General features: G+C 38.7%; 21 protein-coding genes. 1 reads left to right on the top strand and 20 read right to left on the bottom strand.

Annotated features, from left to right (window positions below; all coding sequences use genetic code 11):
• Positions 1 to 3: 3 nt before the first annotated feature.
• The 3 genes from A3EE_RS0119585 to A3EE_RS0119575 all read right to left on the bottom strand — a co-directional run bounded on the left by A3EE_RS0119585 (position 4) and on the right by A3EE_RS0119575 (position 2,880).
• Positions 4 to 387: an SRPBCC domain-containing protein gene (locus tag A3EE_RS0119585; RefSeq protein WP_018345149.1), complete on the bottom strand. Its 384-nt coding sequence runs from the start codon at positions 385 to 387 to the stop codon at positions 4 to 6.
• Between the two features lie 103 nt (positions 388 to 490).
• Positions 491 to 2,506, bottom strand: coding sequence for an endo-1,4-beta-xylanase (locus A3EE_RS0119580; RefSeq protein WP_018345148.1), 2,016 nt, complete (start codon positions 2,504 to 2,506; stop codon positions 491 to 493).
• A gap of 101 nt (positions 2,507 to 2,607) precedes the next feature.
• On the bottom strand, positions 2,608 to 2,880 hold the full coding sequence (locus A3EE_RS0119575) for a hypothetical protein (RefSeq protein ID WP_018345147.1): 273 nt from the start codon (positions 2,878 to 2,880) through the stop codon (positions 2,608 to 2,610).
• 105 nt (positions 2,881 to 2,985) lie between these two features.
• Between A3EE_RS0119575 and A3EE_RS0119570 the strand changes: the two genes are divergently transcribed.
• On the top strand, positions 2,986 to 3,765 hold the full coding sequence (locus A3EE_RS0119570) for a hypothetical protein (protein WP_018345146.1): 780 nt from the start codon (positions 2,986 to 2,988) through the stop codon (positions 3,763 to 3,765).
• On the opposite strand, the gene A3EE_RS0119565 is transcribed toward A3EE_RS0119570, so the two are convergent.
• From A3EE_RS0119565 to flxA, 17 genes are all read right to left on the bottom strand, one after another.
• The gene (locus A3EE_RS0119565; protein ID WP_018345145.1) at positions 3,766 to 7,566 is read right to left on the bottom strand and encodes an MMPL family transporter; all 3,801 of its coding nucleotides are present in this window, start codon (positions 7,564 to 7,566) and stop codon (positions 3,766 to 3,768) included.
• A 12-nt stretch (positions 7,567 to 7,578) separates the two neighbouring features.
• Complete coding sequence (locus A3EE_RS0119560) at positions 7,579 to 8,763, bottom strand: DUF2062 domain-containing protein (RefSeq protein ID WP_018345144.1); 1,185 nt, start codon at positions 8,761 to 8,763, stop codon at positions 7,579 to 7,581.
• Positions 8,764 to 8,766: 3 nt separating this feature from the next.
• On the bottom strand, positions 8,767 to 9,138 hold the full coding sequence (locus A3EE_RS0119555; RefSeq protein WP_018345143.1) for an ApeI family dehydratase: 372 nt from the start codon (positions 9,136 to 9,138) through the stop codon (positions 8,767 to 8,769).
• On the bottom strand, positions 9,139 to 9,792 hold the full coding sequence (lolB2, locus tag A3EE_RS0119550; RefSeq protein ID WP_018345142.1) for a flexirubin biosynthesis protein LolB2: 654 nt from the start codon (positions 9,790 to 9,792) through the stop codon (positions 9,139 to 9,141). It lies immediately after the preceding gene.
• Positions 9,770 to 10,411 (bottom strand): flexirubin biosynthesis/transport protein LolA2, encoded by a 642-nt coding sequence (gene lolA2 / locus A3EE_RS0119545; protein ID WP_018345141.1) that lies wholly within the window; start codon positions 10,409 to 10,411, stop codon positions 9,770 to 9,772. Before lolA2 ends, lolB2 begins: the two co-directional genes overlap by 23 nt.
• Before the next feature lie 4 nt (positions 10,412 to 10,415).
• Positions 10,416 to 11,180, bottom strand: coding sequence for a polysaccharide deacetylase family protein (locus A3EE_RS0119540; protein ID WP_018345140.1), 765 nt, complete (start codon positions 11,178 to 11,180; stop codon positions 10,416 to 10,418).
• The gene (locus A3EE_RS0119535; protein WP_018345139.1) at positions 11,167 to 12,228 is read right to left on the bottom strand and encodes a beta-ketoacyl synthase chain length factor; all 1,062 of its coding nucleotides are present in this window, start codon (positions 12,226 to 12,228) and stop codon (positions 11,167 to 11,169) included. The genes A3EE_RS0119540 and A3EE_RS0119535 overlap by 14 nt, the downstream gene beginning before the upstream one ends.
• On the bottom strand, positions 12,222 to 13,433 hold the full coding sequence (locus A3EE_RS0119530; protein ID WP_018345138.1) for a beta-ketoacyl-[acyl-carrier-protein] synthase family protein: 1,212 nt from the start codon (positions 13,431 to 13,433) through the stop codon (positions 12,222 to 12,224). The genes A3EE_RS0119535 and A3EE_RS0119530 overlap by 7 nt, the downstream gene beginning before the upstream one ends.
• Positions 13,434 to 13,445: 12 nt before the next feature.
• Positions 13,446 to 13,715 carry a phosphopantetheine-binding protein gene (locus tag A3EE_RS0119525; RefSeq protein WP_018345137.1) on the bottom strand — a complete coding sequence of 90 codons (270 nt, stop codon included), beginning with the start codon at positions 13,713 to 13,715 and terminating at the stop codon, positions 13,446 to 13,448.
• Positions 13,712 to 14,344 (bottom strand): beta-ketoacyl-[acyl-carrier-protein] synthase family protein, encoded by a 633-nt coding sequence (locus A3EE_RS0119520; protein WP_018345136.1) that lies wholly within the window; start codon positions 14,342 to 14,344, stop codon positions 13,712 to 13,714. Before A3EE_RS0119520 ends, A3EE_RS0119525 begins: the two co-directional genes overlap by 4 nt.
• Positions 14,341 to 15,468: a beta-ketoacyl synthase N-terminal-like domain-containing protein gene (locus tag A3EE_RS0119515; RefSeq protein ID WP_018345135.1), complete on the bottom strand. Its 1,128-nt coding sequence runs from the start codon at positions 15,466 to 15,468 to the stop codon at positions 14,341 to 14,343. The genes A3EE_RS0119520 and A3EE_RS0119515 overlap by 4 nt, the downstream gene beginning before the upstream one ends.
• Position 15,469: 1 nt before the next feature.
• Complete coding sequence (locus A3EE_RS0119510; RefSeq protein ID WP_018345134.1) at positions 15,470 to 15,889, bottom strand: acyl-CoA thioesterase; 420 nt, start codon at positions 15,887 to 15,889, stop codon at positions 15,470 to 15,472.
• Positions 15,890 to 15,892: 3 nt separating this feature from the next.
• Entirely contained in the window at positions 15,893 to 16,318 is a 426-nt protein-coding gene (locus A3EE_RS0119505; protein WP_018345133.1) for a hotdog family protein, read from the bottom strand.
• A 2-nt stretch (positions 16,319 to 16,320) separates the two neighbouring features.
• Positions 16,321 to 17,418: a methyltransferase gene (locus A3EE_RS0119500; protein WP_018345132.1), complete on the bottom strand. Its 1,098-nt coding sequence runs from the start codon at positions 17,416 to 17,418 to the stop codon at positions 16,321 to 16,323.
• Between the two features lie 3 nt (positions 17,419 to 17,421).
• On the bottom strand, positions 17,422 to 18,318 hold the full coding sequence (locus tag A3EE_RS0119495; protein WP_018345131.1) for a lysophospholipid acyltransferase family protein: 897 nt from the start codon (positions 18,316 to 18,318) through the stop codon (positions 17,422 to 17,424).
• An 80-nt stretch (positions 18,319 to 18,398) separates the two neighbouring features.
• Positions 18,399 to 19,142, bottom strand: coding sequence for a flexirubin biosynthesis SDR family reductase FlxB (gene flxB / locus A3EE_RS0119490; RefSeq protein WP_018345130.1), 744 nt, complete (start codon positions 19,140 to 19,142; stop codon positions 18,399 to 18,401).
• Positions 19,143 to 19,148: 6 nt separating this feature from the next.
• Entirely contained in the window at positions 19,149 to 20,681 is a 1,533-nt protein-coding gene (gene flxA, locus A3EE_RS0119485; RefSeq protein WP_018345129.1) for a flexirubin biosynthesis tyrosine ammonia-lyase FlxA, read from the bottom strand.
• Between the last annotated feature and the right edge of the window lie 23 nt (positions 20,682 to 20,704).

The raw sequence follows: 20,704 nt of genomic DNA, 5'->3' as shown, positions 1-20,704 counted from the left end.
TATTTATTCGCCTTCATAAAACTCTTGCAACGCACCAAAATACGGGCCGTTCCAGCCTTCAACCATATCTTCGTAGGCTTCATCGGGAATGTTTGTATGACGAAGTTCGGCCGAAGTAGATTCCTTATCGGCATGCAGAATGATCGTAACAATCGATGGTTCTTCCTGTTCACCAAAATACCATTCCTGAACGATCTTTTTTCCTTCTACAAATTCGATGTTCTTCCCTTCAATGCTTCCGCCCCATAAGGAAAATTCAGATCCGGGAACGGTAGACATCACCGCATCTTCGCCCGTCCAAAGTAAGATGGTAGTAGGAACAGTCAATGCAAGATACACGTCTTCCGGAGGAGCAGGTATGATATAGTATTTTTTATAATTCTTCATTCAGGTAATTTAATCCATTAAAGATAAGGTTAACGGGCAGTTAAAACAAAAAGAACCAAATGAATATTTGGTTCTTTTATACACGTATTCAGTAACAAGCGTATTATTCTGTCTTTACAAATTGCGTTACATAGGATTTATCCTGTGTCTGAATTAATACCCGATACATACCTGCTTTAAAGGTGTGTATATCGCATTCAATTTTATTGCCATTCACGCGATACACATTTCGCGACACTTCCTGTCCGAGGGTATTGATGAAAATGCATTGAACAGATTCCTGTGTGTTGTCAGGAACAACAAAACTGATGCTGTTTGAGGCCGGATTTGGAAATGCTTTTAAGCTGCCTGAAGCCTGCTGATCCAGTGTTCCGGTAGTCAAAACCTTATCCAACTGAACCGAATTTGTTGGCGTTATTTTGGTTAATTCTGTCTCTCCATATTTCGACGCCGCACAGTCTGCCGTAACGGTATAGGTTCCATAATATCCTCTGAACGTTACTTGTCCGTTTGCATCGGTTGTTAAATTTGCCGTTGTACTCCAGGTTGTATGAATAAGTTTATAGACAGAATCTGCTGCTGGTTTAGCGGTCTTATCTGTTCTGAATAAACCGGCACCCGGGAGCCAATGACGACTATCCCAGAAACCCCAGAATAAAAATCCTTCAACCTTTGGATGTGAAAATGCAATGCGCATCATCTTCGCATATTGCGCAGCCTGCTCTTCATCTGTCATCGTAACCGAATTCACATTGATATCAAATTCGGTAATCTTTAAAGGCAAACCTAATTCAGCTAAATAATCCAGGCGCAGTTTCACACTCTGCCAATCAATCAGTGTATTGAAATGCCCCTGAATACCGATGCCTTCAACCGGTGCACCTTTGCTCTGCAAATATTGAATATAGGATTTGTATATGGAGGTGGCACCACCATCAATATTCCCATAATCGTTGATGTATAAAGCTGCAGTAGGATCTGCTTGCTTTGCCCATTTAAATGCCATTACATGCACACTGTCGCCGAGCCAGTTTGCTAAAGCTTTTTCATGCACAGCTTCATTCACTACATCGTATTCATGAATTCTTCCTTTGAAATACGTTACATCTCTTTTAACTCTTCTTTCAATTAATTTGTACGCTGAATCGGATGATACATTCCATAACCACGAAGGTGTTAACCAATACGAATTCGGTGGTGAAGCCTGTTTACCACCCCACACAAGATTGTGTCCTCTGAAACCGATGTTCTCAAGGTTGCCCCAATCCAGATACGGTTCAATCCCCGAATAGCTCACATCGCCATTGGCATACTCCATAGATGGCCATTTAAAATCGTTTTCAAAAACGGCATTATTGAAATATGTTTTTACCGTATTGCGATACCATACTTCATCCGCTGTGATGGGATTGGTTTGAAAGGCTACGGCTGTTCCCCATTTAAAATCGTGTTGCTTAAGCTGAACAGTCACATCACAGTTTGTAAGAAGATCTCCATTCTGGTCTCTTACTGTTAGCACAAAATCTCCTTTACGCACCTGATCAATTCGCGTCTGAGCCTGTGCATACCAGGTCTGATCAGAGATTCCCTGACTTACAAGGGATACATCGTCGAAGAAATATTGGCCCAATGCATTGCCGCATTTAAAGATGATCCGGATATCTGTTCCTGTAACCGGACTTACAAAAACCATTTCATATTTTTTCCATTCTGTAGTCAGATCAACCTGTTCAATTGAATAGTCTGCATAAGAACCACTGTTCTTCGTAATACCAAATTCGACGGTATGCGGTGCATCTGCACGCGCCCAGAAAGAAAACAGCAGCATCTCTCCTGTAGTTGTTGTGAAGCCGCTTTGAGTAGCTTGTACTCGCCAGATCTTATCGTAGTAATTGGTATTTGTTGGATCGGATTGGGTAACATCCATCATTAATGCTTTTGTACCCGCATGTGGATTTACAGAACTAATGCTCATTGTTGCAGCATAACCGGTAACCGGTGAAACCCACACTAAATATGGATTGGTATTGCCGGTTTCGAAATCCGGATTGGAAAGTAAATTTTGCGCATTTACCTGAACGGCTAAAAAAAGAAATAGTAACTTACTTATATGTTTCATATAGGTAAGTTACTATAAATTAATAGTTAAAATAAGGCTATTTATTAGCAAAATATTACAATACAATTAAATGTAATTATTTACTAAATAACAGGTTACATTTAAGCTGATTGTAAAGCATATTGTCTGTCAAGAACCGTTATCTGATAAATACAGGCAACCAAATCCGACATTCTATCGTGTAACGTAATATCTTGTGTAGAAAGGTCTATATTGAAATTCATTTCTACAAAATAAAGCAAGCGGTTAAATTCATCGTCTGACAGAAATAAATCAGCATCAAAACGATCAAAAGCATGAATTTCAATGTGTTTAACCAACAATTCTTTCGCTAAAATTGTCATTAAGATTTGCTTGATACTTGCCTTGTACATAAGAATTCTATTTAGGGTCTATACATTAGACAATTGATAGGTCCTATACCCCTATGACAAAACGGATAAATATTTTATAAACTGAAAATTCAAACTACTGAATCCATGATGCGTTACCTCTCTTATATTCAACGACAAAACCTGAATACGCAAGAACTAAACGACGAAAAAAAGAAAGATTACAGGAACATCGTTTACCTGCAGGTACTGATTATTTTATCAGCTATGCTGTTACGGGAAACATTGGCTATTTCAGGAGCCTCTATTGGTTTTTCGAATATGCTTAGAGACCTGCTCATTTTAACATTGGGAGGCTTATATGTTTTTGTTCTGTGGGATCTCTTGCGAAATCTCTCTCTAAACAATACGCTGATCATGGGCCTCTTTGCCTTAATTACTGTCGGCATGACAGTTGCCTTTTTTACGGTTAACCCATTCTTCGAGTTATTCGATTCAAACGACAGCAAAAGACCTTACTTATTCTTTGTCCACCTTTCTTTATTTACGGTTGAAACAACGGTGATCTATCATTGCGTGAATGATATTTTTACCGGTAAAAAATTATCCGCTGAAAAAATATGGGGAGCAGCCTGTATTTATTTAATGATCGGATTATCTTTCGGAAGTTTATACGACTTAGTAAACATAGTCAATCCCGGAAGCATGGGGTTGAATTTATCGCAGGGATTAGATAGTTATTCTATTTGTATTTATTACAGCATGACCATCATTGGTGGGCACGATGCGATATTAGAAACATCCCCACTGATACAGAACCTGGGCATTATTGAAGCGGTGTGGTCGAACTTATTTATTGTATTACTGGTGGGCCGTTTACTCGGTAAGCCGGATGATGATGCAAGTGAAGATGCAGTGAAGAAGTAATTACTGCTTCACTACATAATACACAACATTCGAGGTATACTTTGTTTCGTCTAGAATTTTCACTTCAACATTAAAATCTTTTAATGTTTCAATAATTGCTTGCGACGAAAAGAAACAAAGTTCTTCTTCTGTCTTATTGAACATTACTAATTTTGTAGAAAAAAACTCCGTGAGTTTTGTCCCTTTGTGTTTCTTAATCTGAGAACTATCTCCATCACGGATAATCAGGATTCCTCCTGTATTCAAGCCTTCAAAGGCAGAACGGATCAGTTTCTTTTGATTTTCAGCAGACAAATAATGAAGCACATCCAATATAACAACTGCATCTGCATGCTGAATAGATAATGCCATTACATCACTTTCAATAAATGTTAATTGACTATTTTTCAAATATGAATTATCTGCAACGGTAATTTTATCTCCATCATAATCTACGCCAATGATCGTACGTTCAGGAGATTTTATATTCAAAAAATAATCCAGGAAGCCATAGCCACAGCCCAGATCATAGATCAGACCTTTTTGGGGAAGCAAGGTATCAAATGGCTGATACGATTTTTCAAGCTTTACCTTAATGCGATAATACCATTCCAATACAGGGCTTTTATAGATGTACGATGAAAGTATTTTATTGAAGTGCACAGACATTGAAAAACTATTCAATACTTCTTTATACCCTTCGCTGAATATAGCATTCAGGCCTGTAGTAGAATTTACAGAAGGAAGTTGTTTCAATACAACTGCACCACGATTTAAAACGAAATCATTTTTAGCCAAACAATGTTCAGTTCCTACAATAACAATCGGAACAATATCGGATGCGGTTGCAATCCCTTCATTGAATGCTACGCTCAGCTCTTCTTCAAGACTATCCTTATTGCCGATAAGTATGGGAATGTATCCCTCCGCAATCAATGCTTGTACATATTTTATATCTGGCAATCCATTAGCACCTTTTAAATCCTGGAGAAATAATAAGACCCTGGAAAAATATGTCTTTGTTGTATAATCATTTTTCAAAATAACTATTCTGTTACTTAGAGACAATAAAAGCAGTATGCCCAATACAGACTGATCGTTGGAGATAATGATTGCCGACTTAGTAGCTGAAAGGTTTATATGTTGTTTCTTCTTTTTCATAAAGAAACAACAGAAGACAAATAGATTTACTGCTTTATTAAAAAACCATTTATAAAGTTTTCTATCCAACTTATTGCCTAAGACAAGCCCCAGCATACGGAACATAAGTCTATGTACTGCAACAATAAAGCACAATACACAAGCCAACAAAATATAGACTGCAGATCTTAATAAGATAGCTAATGTAAATGGAGCCTTTCCTTTATCTGTTCTATCTGTGATAAACCATCTGAAGAGCAGTGGTATGATGGTGTTTGAGATCAGCAATACACAGGCAATACCGATAATAGAGATCAGCGCAATAGATTTTAATGCCGGGTGTTTTGCAAAGATCAATGCCCCCATTGCAATAATGGTTGTGAATGCGGATAAGAAAATAGATACTTTATACGATGGCAGATTGTCTTTTCCTTCGGTATATTTTTTCTGCAGTCCGTCTGTTATAAAAATGGAATAATCATCTCCCAATCCAAACACAAAAGTGGATATAATAATATTCACAATATTAAAATGAATATCGAAAATGCCCATCAATCCAAGGATCCAGAACCAGCTGATCAGCATCGGCAGAAACGAGATCAAAGTTAATTCCAGTCTTCCATAGGAAATTAACAGAATCATAAACACCAGTAAAGACGAAGACATGAGGATCTGATTGAAATCTTCTTTTACAATCAACATAAATTTATTGTAGAACAACTGTCTGTCTAATATGGTTAGTCCTTCAATTCGGTCAAAAGGCTTATAAACATCATTGGACACAGTCATTGGAAGACGCATACTTGCTAATAAAGCAACACCACTGGAATCTGACTGTACATAATCCTTCAAAAATACTTCCTGCATAAATGTGCGGTGCTCTGCATTCATTACTGTGTGCTTCACATGCAGCATCTCAAAAAACACTTCAAAGGCATTTGCATTGAAGCCCAGCTCCACGGAATATTTTGTTATGTATGCTTTTACCTGTGCAATTTTTTCAGGCGTCCAGTATGCATTCCAGTATGCAATGCGCTGCAGTTGTATCGAATCAGATGGTAACAGTCCTGAAATACCCGCATAGCGATGGATGTGTACGTCTTCTTTTAATGAATCAATGACTTTAAGTGCATGTTCATTTCTATACAATGCTTCTGAAATATCTTTTCCTCTGAAAATAAAAAAAACAGTTTTACCACTGCCTGTATCCGTTTGATACAGTTTATTTTCAGCGGCTTTAAGTTCTTGAGGCATGTAATTGATCTGAGACAGATCGCTGTCGAATGTTACCCAGTTGGAATAATAAACGAATATACCTGTCAGCACCAATACCAATGCAATAAACCACTTGTTTGCCTCAGGCTTTAAAGCAATAAATTTTATCAGAAGGAATTCCATCTTGCGATGCTTCACTCCTTCTTCGTTTTCGGATGGTTTTGCAAACGATTCAATTAAATGCGGTAAGAAAAATAAAGAGAAAAGCGAAGCACCGATCAAACTCAAACCTGCAAACAATCCAAAGTCGCTTAAGATATCCGAATGCACATACAACAAACTAAAGAAAGCACCTACCGTAGATATGCTTCCGATCATCATGGGTACGGCAACATCATTCACCACCGATCGGATATTGCGTGTATGCTGATAGTGTGCAAATACATGGAACGAGTAATCCAAGGCAATACCAATGATCACAGATCCTGCACCAAGGGCTATTGCTGAAACAGAACCCTGAATAAAGTATATCAGTCCTAATGAAAATACACCACCGAATGCAACCGGAGTAATCATTAAAATAGGCAATGACCAGCTTCTGTAAAAGAAGAATAAAAAACTTAATATGATAATCAAAGAAACAGTTGCGATGACCTTAATATCCGATTCTATCTGACGTGCATTGGAAACTGCCACAGCCGATGATCCAAAATAAGTTACATCAAATTGACTGTAGCGTAGCTTAGTCTGATCACGTGCCTTATCAATCCCATCAATTAAAACACCGTTCACTTCCGTGTTGCTTCCCGGATATAGCGGCGTTAAAAATACAACCAGCGTTTTTTTATCTTTTCTGAAAATATAACCGTTGTGCAATGTATAATTATCTTCTGCCTGCATGCCTTGCAGTTTCGAAAATGCAGACGATGAAATAGATAAAGGGTCTTTTAAAACATATTGCTTTAACACAACACTTGCAGGAGAGATCAATTTGTGATAGTCCTGCTCGATGATTTTTTTAACCGCAGTATCGGTTGTGATGCTATCGATGCGTTTGTAATCCTGAGCTGTTAAATAGATCGGCAGATTGGAATAGATCAGATCGTAGATACCGGACATCCGCTCTTCGTCGATGCGGTAGCGTATATCCGAAACCAGACTGCTCGCCGTTGTGTCTGCTCTAAGTGCTTCTACAAAATTTTCTGCACATGCGATCAACGAATCTTCCATGCCAGCACTGTCGGCCTCAAAGCTTACGATGATCTTATCTAAGATACGGACGTTCTGAATGGCAGATTTGTACCCTGCTGTTTCCTCATCATCCGGAATCATTTTCGTTATGTCTTTTTGCAGTGCAACCCGTGAAGAAAAAAATCCGAGTACAGCAAAAAGTATTATAAGAATCGAATAGAAAAGTACTCTTCTGATTTTAAAAAATTCATAACAAGCAACAACGATCCTATTCATACTTGTATCTGATTATTTTTTAACTGAAACTTTCGCTGCAAGATGGAACGATGCGTATGCAATAAGACCCACGCTGAGCCCTGCAACAAAAGCAAGTAGGAAACTTCCGTATAGGTAAGGCTGCAAATACTCCCATACATCCTGAATACCAAGATCGGTTGAGAATACAAGATCCGTTGATTTACCCAACAACTTAGCTCCTGCATAATAACTTCCGTAGATGATAAATGGAATCAATGGCGGAATGCTGATGTTCGAAAAAATCGCAACAATTACTTTATTCAGCTTTAACACGTGCGCCAATCCCAGAGCCAGCCAGATCTGGTATCCCCAGAATGGAGTAATACCCATAAACACACCAAAGCCCATAGACAAGGATTTCTTTCTTATAGAATCCGGACTGCCTACGGTATGATCATAGAGTTTTTTTTTTGACTCTTTGAACGAAAAGTTTTTTATCAATCGAATCGGTGTAAACCAGAATGCAGCAAGAAAAACAAACACAATATTCAATAATGTAATGCGTGTTACATCTGTAAATGGTCTGAAATGTGTAATGCGTTCGTTATCCGGCGGATAATATACTTTAATCGGAATGGATAAGACGTTCACTCCTTTCCAGAACGAACGAACCATCACTTCAATTTCAAATTCGTATTTACGTGTTATAAAATGAATGGTATTTAATGGAGCCAGTGGATACAAGCGGTATCCGGATTGTGTATCCGAAAGCTTTATACCAGTGATCACCCAAAACCAAAAACTTGAAGCGCGGTTTCCCATGCTACTTTTATTGGGAATGCCCGGCTGATCCATGTTTCGCGCACCGATGATGATGGCATTGGGATGCGCATCGATCTGTTCTATGAACAGATGTAGATCATCCGGATAATGTTGTCCATCTGAATCAATGGAAATAGCATATTGATAGCCGCTTTTAAAAGCTGCTTTAAATCCACTACGCAATGCCATACCTTTACCCATATTCTTCGGATGATGTTCAACCTGAAGATCAGGATACTCTTCTAAAAGCTTGGCGGTATGGTCTGTAGAACCATCGTTCACAACTACAATATTGGATGTAAATTCCAATACACCATTTATAACTTCTTTAAGAGCTGCTGCATTGTTATACGTAGGTATAAGAACGCAACATTTATAATGAATAAATTTATGATGTAGGGTTGTATGCTCCATTTCCTAATTCAAAATAAATAAGCTCCCTGAATATTTTAACAGCACCTGATTGTTGCTTTTCAGACTTGCCTGAAAAACCACACGTGCCTCTGTATGTTCTTTTAATGCAATCTCCGCCGATACCATATTGGATTCAGCAGGATTTAACATCGATAAAAACTTGATCGTGTCCGCTTTATCCAAACGCGTCTTTTTTTGTATCGAATATTCAATCAGTTCTTTGACGCATTGCACCATACACACACCCGGCAATACAGGTACGGAAGGAAAATGGCCTTTAAACAGTTCGTGGGTTGCATCAATTTCTATTTCTGCTCGAATGCTCTCTGCTTCTGCTTTATGACTTAGAATACGGTATAAATCTGGTACAAGCATTTATTGCGAAAATGAAATTGCGGTCAGGTCAATTTTTAGATCAATGTTATAATGCCTTACAAAAATTTTATTGGGTATAGAATTTTCAAAGGAATCATATCGTATATCAAATTTACTCTTAAATTTTGAACCATACACATAGGTTACGAGCAAAGGCAGATTATCTTTCGACAATTCTGTAAAGATAAAGACATCCTGATAGTTAGATCGAACTATAGGAGCCGGATCACTCGTTTTTATAAGTACCGGATCCGTCAATTGATTGAGATTGAATAAGACAACCCAGCGGATATCTTCTATAATGGTATTCATCACTCCCTTTGAATCTAATTGAGGAATACAGCGGATCAATTGATAGGAATCGTGGGTAACGATCGCATCGAAGAAGGTAACACCTACTTCCGTAAAAAAGGAAACCTTTAATGTGTCTACATTCAATCTTCGAACAGCCAGTATTCCGCTTAAGGATTTACCGTAGGTATCAATGCTGGTCTTAAAATAATGAACGGAATCTTTTGAAAAAAAATACGATTGGATCGGTTGTTCATAGACCGTTGTAACCGATGCTTTCTTATATGTATGAGGAGCACAAGAAACAACAAGGGCTATAAGTATACAGCTGCTTATGCTTTTAATGAACCAAAAACTCTTCATCTTTCAGTGCTGTATTGTACACGCGGTTGACAAATGTGATCAATGTATAATCGCCGGACTTTTCCGTCATTTCAACTTTTAACACACCCAAATCTGTTTTAGAAACCGTAACCAGCACCTTGCTTAGATACTCTTTCATGGTTGCTTCCGCAGGTGTCATTTCCATTAAATAGGTTTTGGAATTCTCTTTGTACACAATCGTAAACTCCTTACTGTCGGCCACATTCCCTTGTACCGCATGGATCATCAGATCATTTACGTATTTAAATACTTTATTCGATTTGGAATCGTATTTACTTACTTTTCCGTTGTCTTTTATAATTACTTTGCCTTTATACAGCGCCATGATGTATTGAAACGGTGTCGTATATTCCAGCTTCATCATATCGGGCTTTTTGTATTTCATAATGCCTTTAGAAATCACTTTCTGCGCCATAAAACTCAAACTTTTCTCCTGCACAAAATCACAGGAAAGTGTAGTGATGGTTTGATTTTTTTGATTCAGCTTCGTCTTAAATCCAGCAACATCTTTCATTGCAACATACGGATCTGTCTGAGTTAACCAGGAACTCAATACGACTGTAAACACCGCTGCTGCAATAAATATATATTTCTTCATTTTTTTATAATTCTCGTATCGGACTACAATCAATCGTAAATCCTTTCTCTCTTGCAAATAACAAAAAATCGGCCAGAATATCGGCAGCCAGTGCCTTGGTATCATGAAACAACACGATGTCGCCATTTTTGAGCCCTGATGTGACACGGTTTAACACAGCTTCCTTACTTTTACTAACCGTATCAAATGAACGTACATTCCAGCCTATTACCTTCATATTTAATGCGCGGACTGCTCTTCCAATGTTTGGATTTGTAACACCAAACGGTGGCCTGTATAATTTTAACGAACTTCCGATACAACCGGTAATAACCTCTTCTGTCTGCTCTATTTCCGTCATTACTTTTGAGGTAGAATATGATCCAATATTAGTTGAGTGATTGTAACTGTGATTGGCCACAATATGCCCTTCTGCAGCAATGCGTTTTACTAAATCCGGATAAGCAACTATGTTTTTACCTATACAAAAAAAAACGGCTGTTACCTGAGCTTGTTTTAAGATATCCAGTATCTGCGGTGTATACTTCGGATCCGGACCATCATCAAACGTAAGGATTATATTCGTTGCACCAGCTTTTGGAACACTACATGTAGAAGATAGAAAAATTTCGGCACGCATCCTAAAAGATCCGTAAAGAATGTAGATCAACCACACACACACCAACGGAATAAAAAAATAAAGCGATATGCTTTGTACAAATAACGAATAAAGCACTGTACTAACCAAGATGCTCCAAAAGAAATACTTGATTGTGTTATACTTCAACATCTGACAATAAACAGAATGAATGATACTTTCCTCTAAACTGATTGTAAACGAACATGTGTTTGGGTGTACGATTCTTATCAGACAAAACACATGACGGTATGATTTTTTTTGTACGGATGATCTGCGCACTAAGCCAGTAAGCAAAGGACGAAGCCGTAAAGGATTCGCCGAATAGATGTTTGTATACCAACTGTGTTGATTCTGTGAACAAGGATTGGACAGGTGTGTAATAACAATCATTTGATGCATCTCCATTCATACCCAACAGGATCACGTCAATATCCGAAACAGAAAGTGCTGCTTCTTCTAAAAAAGATTTTATCTGCCCTTCAATGCTACTTTCTGCAGGAAGTGTATAGAGTAATTTATATGCCTTGATCTGTGCCAGCGATGTATCCTTCTTTTCAGACGAGATCATCATACTCATTGCACCTTCGCCGATTGTAACAGGCATGCTTGCCTGCTGCTGAATGCATTCCCTACGATCCCACAACTGCATACGCTTTAGAATGCTATGTACAGAAGGAATAACTTCGTCTGCCGCATTCACCAGAACATGCTTACAACTTCGATCTTCCAGCATCAGTATGCCATCCAGCAAAGAAGATTCAAATGAAAAATATCTGTTTGAATAGGTATAATTCGAATTATAACAGTTGATCATCATAGCAATCTGTCCGCTGATGGTATTGTGGGTAGATTGTATGAAGGCCGTTGGCGAGAGCATGGATTCATTGCTTTCGATCAATGCAGTCAAAAACTTTTCTGTATCTTCTAAACAGCCTAAACCTGTTCCTGTAATGATTGCTTCCGGCATTACGCCATCGGCCATAGCAATACTTTTCTGTGCAGCGACCAAGGACATTTTTATCAACCGACTGAAACGTCTACTGGCAGTGGGATTCAGATATTGCTTGTAATCGGGTTCAAGTCCTTTGATATAAACAAAGGACGGATCTTTACTATTTCCATCCAGAAATGATTCATCAAATGTTGGTTGAACCGACACGGCTGATAATCCATTGATATATACGTTCCGGATCAACATGCTGAAATCAGTAAAGATGAATTATTACCGCCAAACCCGAATGAATTCGATAAAATATGTTTGATGCTTTTATTTGTCTGAAGTTCTGTTACAGGAATAATACCTGTTTCTTCAATTGCTTCACTAAAATTTTTATTCGGAAAGATCCATCCGTTCTGTATGGCCAATACAGATAACACCGCTTCTATCCCACCCGCAGCGGCCAGTGTATGTCCGGTCATTGCTTTGGTTGAACTCACAGGAGGCAAATTACTTTCTGTAAAGATACGCAACAAAGCTACACTCTCCGACAGATCGTTGTTCTGTGTGCCGGTTCCATGTGCGTTGATGTAATCAATTTCAGCAGGTTCAAAACCACTTGTACGAATGGCCTGCATCATTGCAAGATAGGCACCTTCGCCATTCGGTGAAGACGCTGTTTGATGATATGCATCACAGGCATTTCCATAGCCGGATAATACGGCCAATGGCTTCACGCCTCTGCGCTTTACCGATGCTTCTGATTCCAACACAAAATATCCTGCAGCTTCTCCTAAGTTTAACCCTTTTCTATTTTTATCAAACGGTTTACAGTCTTCATCAGATAAGATCATCAGCGAATTAAAACCATTGATCGTAAATTTACAGATGGCATCTGAACCTCCTGCTATCACGATATCACAGATACCCGCCTTGATCAGGCGCGCTGCATGAATCATTGCATTTGCGGCAGAAGAACAAGCGGTACTAATGGTAGTAATGTATTGTTCGATATGAAGCAAAGCAGCTATTTGTTCGGCAGCATCACCGCAATCGTGTGTTTGTGCAAATTTTAAATTTCCTTTGTTTGCTGATGTTAAATAATCCGCATAAAAAATTTCTCCTTTATCCATTCCACCTGCGCTGGTTGAATTCACCAAACCTGCAGCGTTGCAATCACTTGGTGCCAATCCGGCATTCGCAATCGCTTCCGATGCAGCAAGCATACCTAGCAGCGCCGTTCTTGAATAAACCTGTTTGGAAGATAATCCGGGAATTCTTTTTTTTAATTCTTCATCGCTCAACTGAATTTGTGCAGTTGGCAAGGTGCGAGCCAAAATAGAGTCCAGTCTTGTTTTACGGGATACTCCGCTCGAAGATGTTACAATGGAATCTGTTAATTCCTGAATACTTAAACCAATGGATGAAACAGAACCAATGCCGGTAATCAGGACCCGTGAAGACATGTATAACAAACGTTATTGTTGTTGCTGCTGCTGTTGCTTAGCAGTTATGTACTCTGCCATAGATTTAACAGAGAAAAATACAGTCTTACCTTCTTCAGCACCATTCACTTTAATACCGTATTTCTTTTGAAGTAATACAATCAATTCCAATACATCGATGGAATCCAATCCCAAACCTTCGCCAAACAAGGGCGCATCGTCTTTAATTGACTCCGGAGTAATATCTTGAAGATTAAGTTGATAAATAATTTCTTTTTTTAATTCAGTTATTAACTGGTTCATAACTCGTATAATGATTCTATTTGATTCGAAGTAAATTCGATTTGGTTTATATTCTTTTGCTCTGTATTTTCTACTAAGAGAAGCAGCACATCGGGTTTTCCAAACGAATATTCCACCCAGCCAACCACAGCACAACGTATCGAATTCTTATTGAATAAGTCCGACACAAAGCCCTCTAATAGTTCAGATTGAATGGTTTCTGAGAGAAAAAACATATTTTCTCCCTTGATTTTATGTTTGATACAGATCTCGCCCATTACAATGTTTGAGAGTGTATATACAAATATAGCAGGACTAGGGAAAAAATTCACCTTATTCTGGATAGTTTTCTGAAATTCAGCATCTGTATCCAAAGAACCAGATGCATTCGACAAAACAATACCGATCTCTGTTTCAGTGTACTTCGCTTTGAGATCTATACCTCTCAGTAAGTGTTCTGCAGCTATAATTCCGTATTTGGAAACAGCATCCATTTTGAAATACTTGGGGTACTCCATAGATACATGTTTATATAACTCCGAAAATTCAACCTTTTGAAGGTCTTCGGTTGTGTTTGTTTTAATCCGAACTGAATCGGCCTGAACCGAATCTCTACGGATGCGGCAAAAACGAGTTATGCTATACGTCATTTTTGCTTCTTTAAAATAATTGCTGCATTTCCGCCTCCAAAACCTGAAGCCGTTTTTAAGCCAATCGTTAATTTCTGAGGAACTGCTTCTCTAACAACATTCAGTACAACACTGGTTCCCGTTTCTGAAAAACCTGCAGAAGGAATGATTTTATTCAGATGCATGCTGTTTGCTAAATAGATCGTCTCAACAATGCCTGCCGCACCGAGGGTATGTCCAATATTTCCTTTAACACTGTATACAGGCGCTGCACTCACACCGATCGTTTGAAAAGCCAACGCTTCCATTTCATCGTTGTAGATTGTTGCAGTACCATGTGCAGATATAACATCAATCTCTGAAGGCTGAATGTCTGCTTCCTTTATCACTGCTTTGATCGCAGATACTAAGCCTTCTCCCGTTCTCGAAGGGCCCGATAAATGATTGGCATCGTTTGAAGATACAGCTGCACGTATTTCTATGTTTGTATCGGATTCAGGTTGTGAAGATAAGATGACTGTACCGCAGCCTTCACCAAGAGAAACACCTGCACGCCTCTTATCAAAAGGTGTACACGGGAAAGGACTTAATGCCTGGAACGAATAAAAACCAGACAATACAAATTCAGATACACAATCGGCACCGCTTACAATTACATGCGAATATTTTTTATGCTGCAGGATCTGACAGGCATACTGTATTGCCTGTAAGCCGGAGATACACGCATTCGATACAACAACCGGTTTGTTGGGATTGTTAAAATACCGTGCAACGTAATCAGCCATAATGCCTATACGCAAACGTTCGGGATCAAAATCAGGATCTGCTAAATATTCGATATTTCCTTTTGTAGAAGCAAAGACGAACAATACATTTTTTTGATCTATCGTTGAAGATAACTTTGCTACTGCCTGTTCAATAGAATAAATAAATAAGCGTTCAATTTTTGTATATGCACCGGAATCTTTTTTTGTTGGAAATGTATCTGTCTCTGAAAACTGAGAATGAAACAAGGTTCCCATCTGAGCGTGACTATATGGACGAATAGCAGAAGTTTTAGCATACAGTTTATCCATGTTCTCTTCAATGGTATTTCCCAAAGGAGTCACAACCGAATCGGATAACATGTATACAGGATTTTTCATACTATTCAATGCTGTTGCTTTTCTTCCAAGCACTGAAAAATGGAGGATTCGTTAAACACAGTTCTTTGTTTGCATCCAAAAATACCTGTACCGTTTCACCTGTAGCAATAACTTCTTTTGTTTCTTTATTACGAATCGTAAATGCAAAGATCAGTTTTGCAGCTTCGGAATTTACAAAGGTTGCGTCAACAAGCGCTGTATCGCCGTACTTCAAGGATCTTTTATAATCGCACTGCACTTTTACGATGGGTGTGGAATAGCCAGCTTTCTGAACATCTAAATAATGAATGCCGTATTTCAATCCGAAAGCTTCACGTGCATCTTCGAAATAACGAACATAATGTCCGTGCCACACAATATGCAACGAATCCACTTCGCTGAAGCGAACGACTACTTCTGTTTCATGACGCAATGTTTTCATCTGTTATTTCTTCAAAACAATTTTCATTTCACACGATAACACCGGCTTCTCACCCACAAAACTTTCTCCTTTGATAAGAGACATATCAAAAATCTCTTCCAATACTTCCACACGTGTACGAATTGTCTCTCCTACTTTTGGCAGATATTCAATACGCAGATTTGTTATCGCTCCGATAAAACCTACAGGCACTGCTTCATTCTTCACAGCACAGATATAACCAACGCCGGCAGCTGCAGTTTGCGCAATGTTCTCTATCAATCCAGGTTCCTTCAATACACCATCTTCTATAAACAATGCTCCATCCTTTATCAGAAAAGATGTTTCCGTTATGTTATCCTCTACAGCAACAAGTACATCCACCAGAACAATGGGTTGGCGCTGCGGTATGTAACGAACAATATCTGAATCCGGAAGCAATATGTTCATACTTATTTCTTTTTGCAGATCAACACGGTATGACTGATACCAACATTATTAATATCTTCTTCAATTACGAAACCTGCCTTCTCTACGCAGCGAATGAATACTTCAGAATGATACATCTGACTGTTGCCATTTGCAATACATGTGAAATATAAAGATGTCTGCTGCAAACAAAATGCGGCAGCTTCAAACTTTTGTCTGTCCCAGAATGTTTCCATGATGATCAATTTTCCATTGTCATTCAATGAAGATAGCGATTTTTTAAGAATGCTTACGATTTCATTTTCAGAAAAACAATCCAGGAACTGGCTCATCCAAACTACATCAAAGCCTGCAGGCAAGGTAGATTCAGCCTTCAAAATATCCAATGGATGGTAGGATATTCTATTTCCTTCTTTATACTGATTAATATTTTCTTTTGCCATCGCAATCTGCTGAGGCAGATCCGCAATCGTCATCTGTACATCTTGATTATGATGCACACAGCTCAACGACCACTTACCTGTATTGCCGCCGACATCCAGTATTTTTTTCGGATTGAATTTAAATACCATTGGCAATACTTTATTGAATGAATCATCCGAATAGAAATGATCAAATGCCAACCAGCTTTGTTTTTCTTTTTCTGGAAGTTCAGAAAGCGCCTGATAAAACGTTTCGTAGTGCTCACCGAATACTTTTAAACCTTTGGGCTTGCCGGTTTCAATAGATTCTTTTAAATGAAAGAAGCCTTGATAATTGATATCCTGAACAAAATCCATATTGGCAATGGTCATCGAATCATTCAGTATATAATGACCCACACGGGTAAGTGCATACTTCCCATCTTTACAGATCAATAGCCCCATACCCAAGCCGGCTTCCACAAGTACACGTACACCATACGTTGAAAGTGTAAGCTTTGCAACAACATCATCCTGACTAATACCGGTAACACCAGCATCTTCAATAATTTTCAGAATACCTAAATCACGTAAAGCCATGGAGGCTTGAAATACAAAAGGTGCGAAGGCAATTTTCTGTGCTTCAAATTTTGCATCTACAGCAGCAAGTTTATCTTCCTCATAAAACCTCATCGAGGATCTTGTTTCTTTTGTTTGCATATTTTACTTTCCTGTTTGCCAGAAGTTATAATAATTGAACCATTGATATGGATACTTCTTAATGTTCTTTTCAATCAACTGAACAAACATACCGACCGTTTGTTTCAATTGTTCGGCTTGTTTGTTTTTATCGCGATCGTATGTGTATACAACACCTTTTGTAGCACTGAAATAATAATGAGAAGCATGTTCTTTCATTGCAAAAACGAACGATACAGGCACCTTGTATTTAGCAGCCATTAACAACGGACCACTTGGGAAACAAGCCGGTTCACCTAAGAAGGGAACTTCAATTGTACGGGCCCCCGGCAAGAAGCGATCCCCATGCATACACACAAGTTCCTTACGTTCAAAGGCATCGTTGATTGCGTACAAATGAGATAGGTCTTCTTTAATTGCGATGATGTTTAAGTTTTTTTCACCTTTCACACGATCCATATATTCTTTCACCTTTTCATGTTCTCCTTCAAACATTACTACATTTATTTTCGCTTTTACACGATACAATAAATGTCCGGCAATTTCCCAGTTGCCCAGGTGTGCACTTATCAATAAACCGCCGGCACCTTCTTCCACCATACGGATCAGATTCTCTTCTCCATCAAAGGTGAATGTAAATTTTCCGTAGCCAGCCATCACGATCACCCGATCAACCAATGTTTGTCCGAATATGTAAAAGTTCTTGTACACTCCTGTGAATGCCTTCCATGGAGACAAGCCTACTTTCGTGCGCAAAAAAGAATAAATGGATTTCCATGCCTGATTCGGCTGAATAAAAAAATAACATGCTGCGGGATATAAAACGACATAGGTCGGCCAGACGCCAAACGTTCTTAGTATAAATACAAAGAATGAGTAGCCAGATTTTGAACCTTTCGATTTACCATCCCAAGCTGCCATGTAGTTTTGAAATTTAATGCATGTAATTCTGATTGAAACTGAATTACATTGTGATTATATATACAGGTTTATATCTACGGTTATGAATATAAACCTCCGTTGATAGAAATTACTTCCGCACTGATGTACGAAGCCTTCTTAGAAGCCAGAAAGGATACAAGTTCTGCAACTTCTTCGGAGTCACCGAATCGGTTTGCAGGAATCTGCGCCTTCAGCTCTTGTTCATCTATATCCTGAGTCATATCTGTTTTGATATAACCGGGAGCAACCGCATTTACTGTGATACCACGTTTGCCTACTTCCTGAGCCAAGGCTTTTGTTGCACCAATGACACCAGCCTTTGCTGCTGAGTAATTCATTTGTCCGGCTACACCTTTAAGGCCTGATAGAGAAACGACACTTATAATGCGACCGTAACGGTTCAACAACATTTGATTGATGATGGCTTTTGTAACATTATAAAACCCTGTAAGGTTTACATCCATCACTCCATCCCAATCCTTCGGCTCCATCCACAACAACAACTTATCGTTGCGTATGCCTGCATTGTTGATCAATACTTCTATCACTGCATCGTCCTGATGCTGCTCTAACCATCCACCCAACATGGTAGTTACTTCCGTGCGGTCCGATACATCAAACTTCATCAAGGTTGCATTCCCTCCTTGCTCAACAATAACAGCTTTTGTTTTTTCAGCTTCGGCGTCATTTGATCTGTAATTGATCAATACATGATACCCATCGGCTGCAAGCTTTATTGCAATTGCTTTACCAATGCCTCTTGCTGCACCTGTTACTAAAGCGTATTTAAGTTTAGCAGACATATACCGTTAGTTAGAGGATTGTGAAATCCGGATTGCAGCTAATAGCTGCTGAATTTCTTTGTATTTTGGTTGATCATCTGTAAACGGCACAAATGCTGTGTGGATTACAGCCAGTACATTTGTATTGTATGCAGATAAACGTTCTGATAATTGTAGAATATCTATTGCCTGTGTCAATGACATCAATTCAATTGCCATTACCTGATAGGCATTCTCAATAACTTTCGCACAGATCAAAGCGGAGTTTGTACCCATGCTAACAATATCCTGATTATCGTTGTTGTTCGGAATACTGTGTACATACATGGAATTCGACAAGGCCTGAGACTCTGCAACCGTTGAGGTTGCTGTAAACTGTATGCCTTGCAAGCCAAAATTCAAGCCCAGCACTCCTTTATTTAAGAAAGGCGGAAGCATATTATTAAGCTTGCTGTTCATCAAATAATTTATCTGACGCTCTGCAAGCATTGCCAATTTTGTAACAGCAATTTTCACCTTATCCATTTCAAGAGAAACATAATCACCATGGAAATTACCACCATGGTAAATATTATTTGTTTCCTCATCTACAACCGGATTATCATTTACAGAGTTCACTTCGTTTTCAATGACCTGTATTGCATATGTAACCGTGTCTAAAACTGGACCAATGATTTGTGGTACACAACGGATCGAATAGTATTCCTGAACTTTATCTTCAAAATACATTTCATCCACTTTTTTATATAAGTGCACTGCTCTTGATTTGATCAGCGTACTGCCTTCCAACCTCTTTCGTATACCGGCCGCAACATTGCGTTGACCGGAATGCAATTTTACTTCATTCAATTCTGCAGAAAAATAATCATCGTACGATGCAATCAATTCATTGATCAGAGAAGCTGCATTGATAGACCATTCAACAAGATTGTTTGCCTGAATTAAATTTACTGCACCGATCCCTGTCATGAACGATGTACCATTCATCACAGCCAAACCTTCACGCAACTGAATCGCGATGGGTTTAATATTCGCTTTAGAAAATGCTTCTGCAGCGCTGCAGATCGTACCCTCATAGTGTACATCTCCTTCACCGATCAAGCATAGGCCTAAGTGTGCAAGCTGAACAAGATCACCGCTTGCCCCTACGCCACCATGTTCATATACAACAGGAGTAATGTTGTTATTGATCAGATCACGTAATAAGAAGATCAGACTTTCGTGCACGCCGGACTTACCGATTAAAAAACTGTTTAAGCGAACAATCATTGCTGCTTTAACATAGATCGGATCTAAGACGTTGCCTGCGCCTGAACAGTGACTGCGAATAAGATTGTATTGCAAATTTTTTCTTTCTTCATCACTGACTCTGTATTGAGCCATTGGACCAAATCCGGTATTGATTCCGTAAATGATTTTATCTGTTGAAAATTCAACCAAAAACTGATGATTCTTTTTGACGCGAGCAATTGCTTTTTCGCTAATCTCAAGATGCTCATCCGAATATAAAAAACCTCTTATTTGACTTAATGTTAATGTTTGGTCTCCAATAGTTGCCATTCCAATCGATTCAGTATACTTAA

The organism is Cytophaga aurantiaca DSM 3654 (assembly GCF_000379725.1).
Taxonomy (GTDB): domain Bacteria; phylum Bacteroidota; class Bacteroidia; order Cytophagales; family Cytophagaceae; genus Cytophaga; species Cytophaga aurantiaca.
This window is presented reverse-complemented; position numbering and strand designations above follow the sequence as displayed.

Coding starts and splice junctions, on each gene's coding strand:
- A3EE_RS0119585 (WP_018345149.1), bottom strand. CDS start 387: ATGAAGAATTATAAAAAATACTATATCATACCTGCTCCTCCGGAAGAC.
- A3EE_RS0119580 (WP_018345148.1), bottom strand. CDS start 2,506: ATGAAACATATAAGTAAGTTACTATTTCTTTTTTTAGCCGTTCAGGTA.
- A3EE_RS0119575 (WP_018345147.1), bottom strand. CDS start 2,880: ATGTACAAGGCAAGTATCAAGCAAATCTTAATGACAATTTTAGCGAAA.
- A3EE_RS0119570 (WP_018345146.1), top strand. CDS start 2,986: ATGATGCGTTACCTCTCTTATATTCAACGACAAAACCTGAATACGCAA.
- A3EE_RS0119565 (WP_018345145.1), bottom strand. CDS start 7,566: ATGAATAGGATCGTTGTTGCTTGTTATGAATTTTTTAAAATCAGAAGA.
- A3EE_RS0119560 (WP_018345144.1), bottom strand. CDS start 8,763: ATGGAGCATACAACCCTACATCATAAATTTATTCATTATAAATGTTGC.
- A3EE_RS0119555 (WP_018345143.1), bottom strand. CDS start 9,138: ATGCTTGTACCAGATTTATACCGTATTCTAAGTCATAAAGCAGAAGCA.
- lolB2 (WP_018345142.1), bottom strand. CDS start 9,792: ATGAAGAGTTTTTGGTTCATTAAAAGCATAAGCAGCTGTATACTTATA.
- lolA2 (WP_018345141.1), bottom strand. CDS start 10,411: ATGAAGAAATATATATTTATTGCAGCAGCGGTGTTTACAGTCGTATTG.
- A3EE_RS0119540 (WP_018345140.1), bottom strand. CDS start 11,180: ATGTTGAAGTATAACACAATCAAGTATTTCTTTTGGAGCATCTTGGTT.
- A3EE_RS0119535 (WP_018345139.1), bottom strand. CDS start 12,228: ATGTTGATCCGGAACGTATATATCAATGGATTATCAGCCGTGTCGGTT.
- A3EE_RS0119530 (WP_018345138.1), bottom strand. CDS start 13,433: ATGTCTTCACGGGTCCTGATTACCGGCATTGGTTCTGTTTCATCCATT.
- A3EE_RS0119525 (WP_018345137.1), bottom strand. CDS start 13,715: ATGAACCAGTTAATAACTGAATTAAAAAAAGAAATTATTTATCAACTT.
- A3EE_RS0119520 (WP_018345136.1), bottom strand. CDS start 14,344: ATGACGTATAGCATAACTCGTTTTTGCCGCATCCGTAGAGATTCGGTT.
- A3EE_RS0119515 (WP_018345135.1), bottom strand. CDS start 15,468: ATGAAAAATCCTGTATACATGTTATCCGATTCGGTTGTGACTCCTTTG.
- A3EE_RS0119510 (WP_018345134.1), bottom strand. CDS start 15,889: ATGAAAACATTGCGTCATGAAACAGAAGTAGTCGTTCGCTTCAGCGAA.
- A3EE_RS0119505 (WP_018345133.1), bottom strand. CDS start 16,318: ATGAACATATTGCTTCCGGATTCAGATATTGTTCGTTACATACCGCAG.
- A3EE_RS0119500 (WP_018345132.1), bottom strand. CDS start 17,418: ATGCAAACAAAAGAAACAAGATCCTCGATGAGGTTTTATGAGGAAGAT.
- A3EE_RS0119495 (WP_018345131.1), bottom strand. CDS start 18,318: ATGGCAGCTTGGGATGGTAAATCGAAAGGTTCAAAATCTGGCTACTCA.
- flxB (WP_018345130.1), bottom strand. CDS start 19,142: ATGTCTGCTAAACTTAAATACGCTTTAGTAACAGGTGCAGCAAGAGGC.
- flxA (WP_018345129.1), bottom strand. CDS start 20,681: ATGGCAACTATTGGAGACCAAACATTAACATTAAGTCAAATAAGAGGT.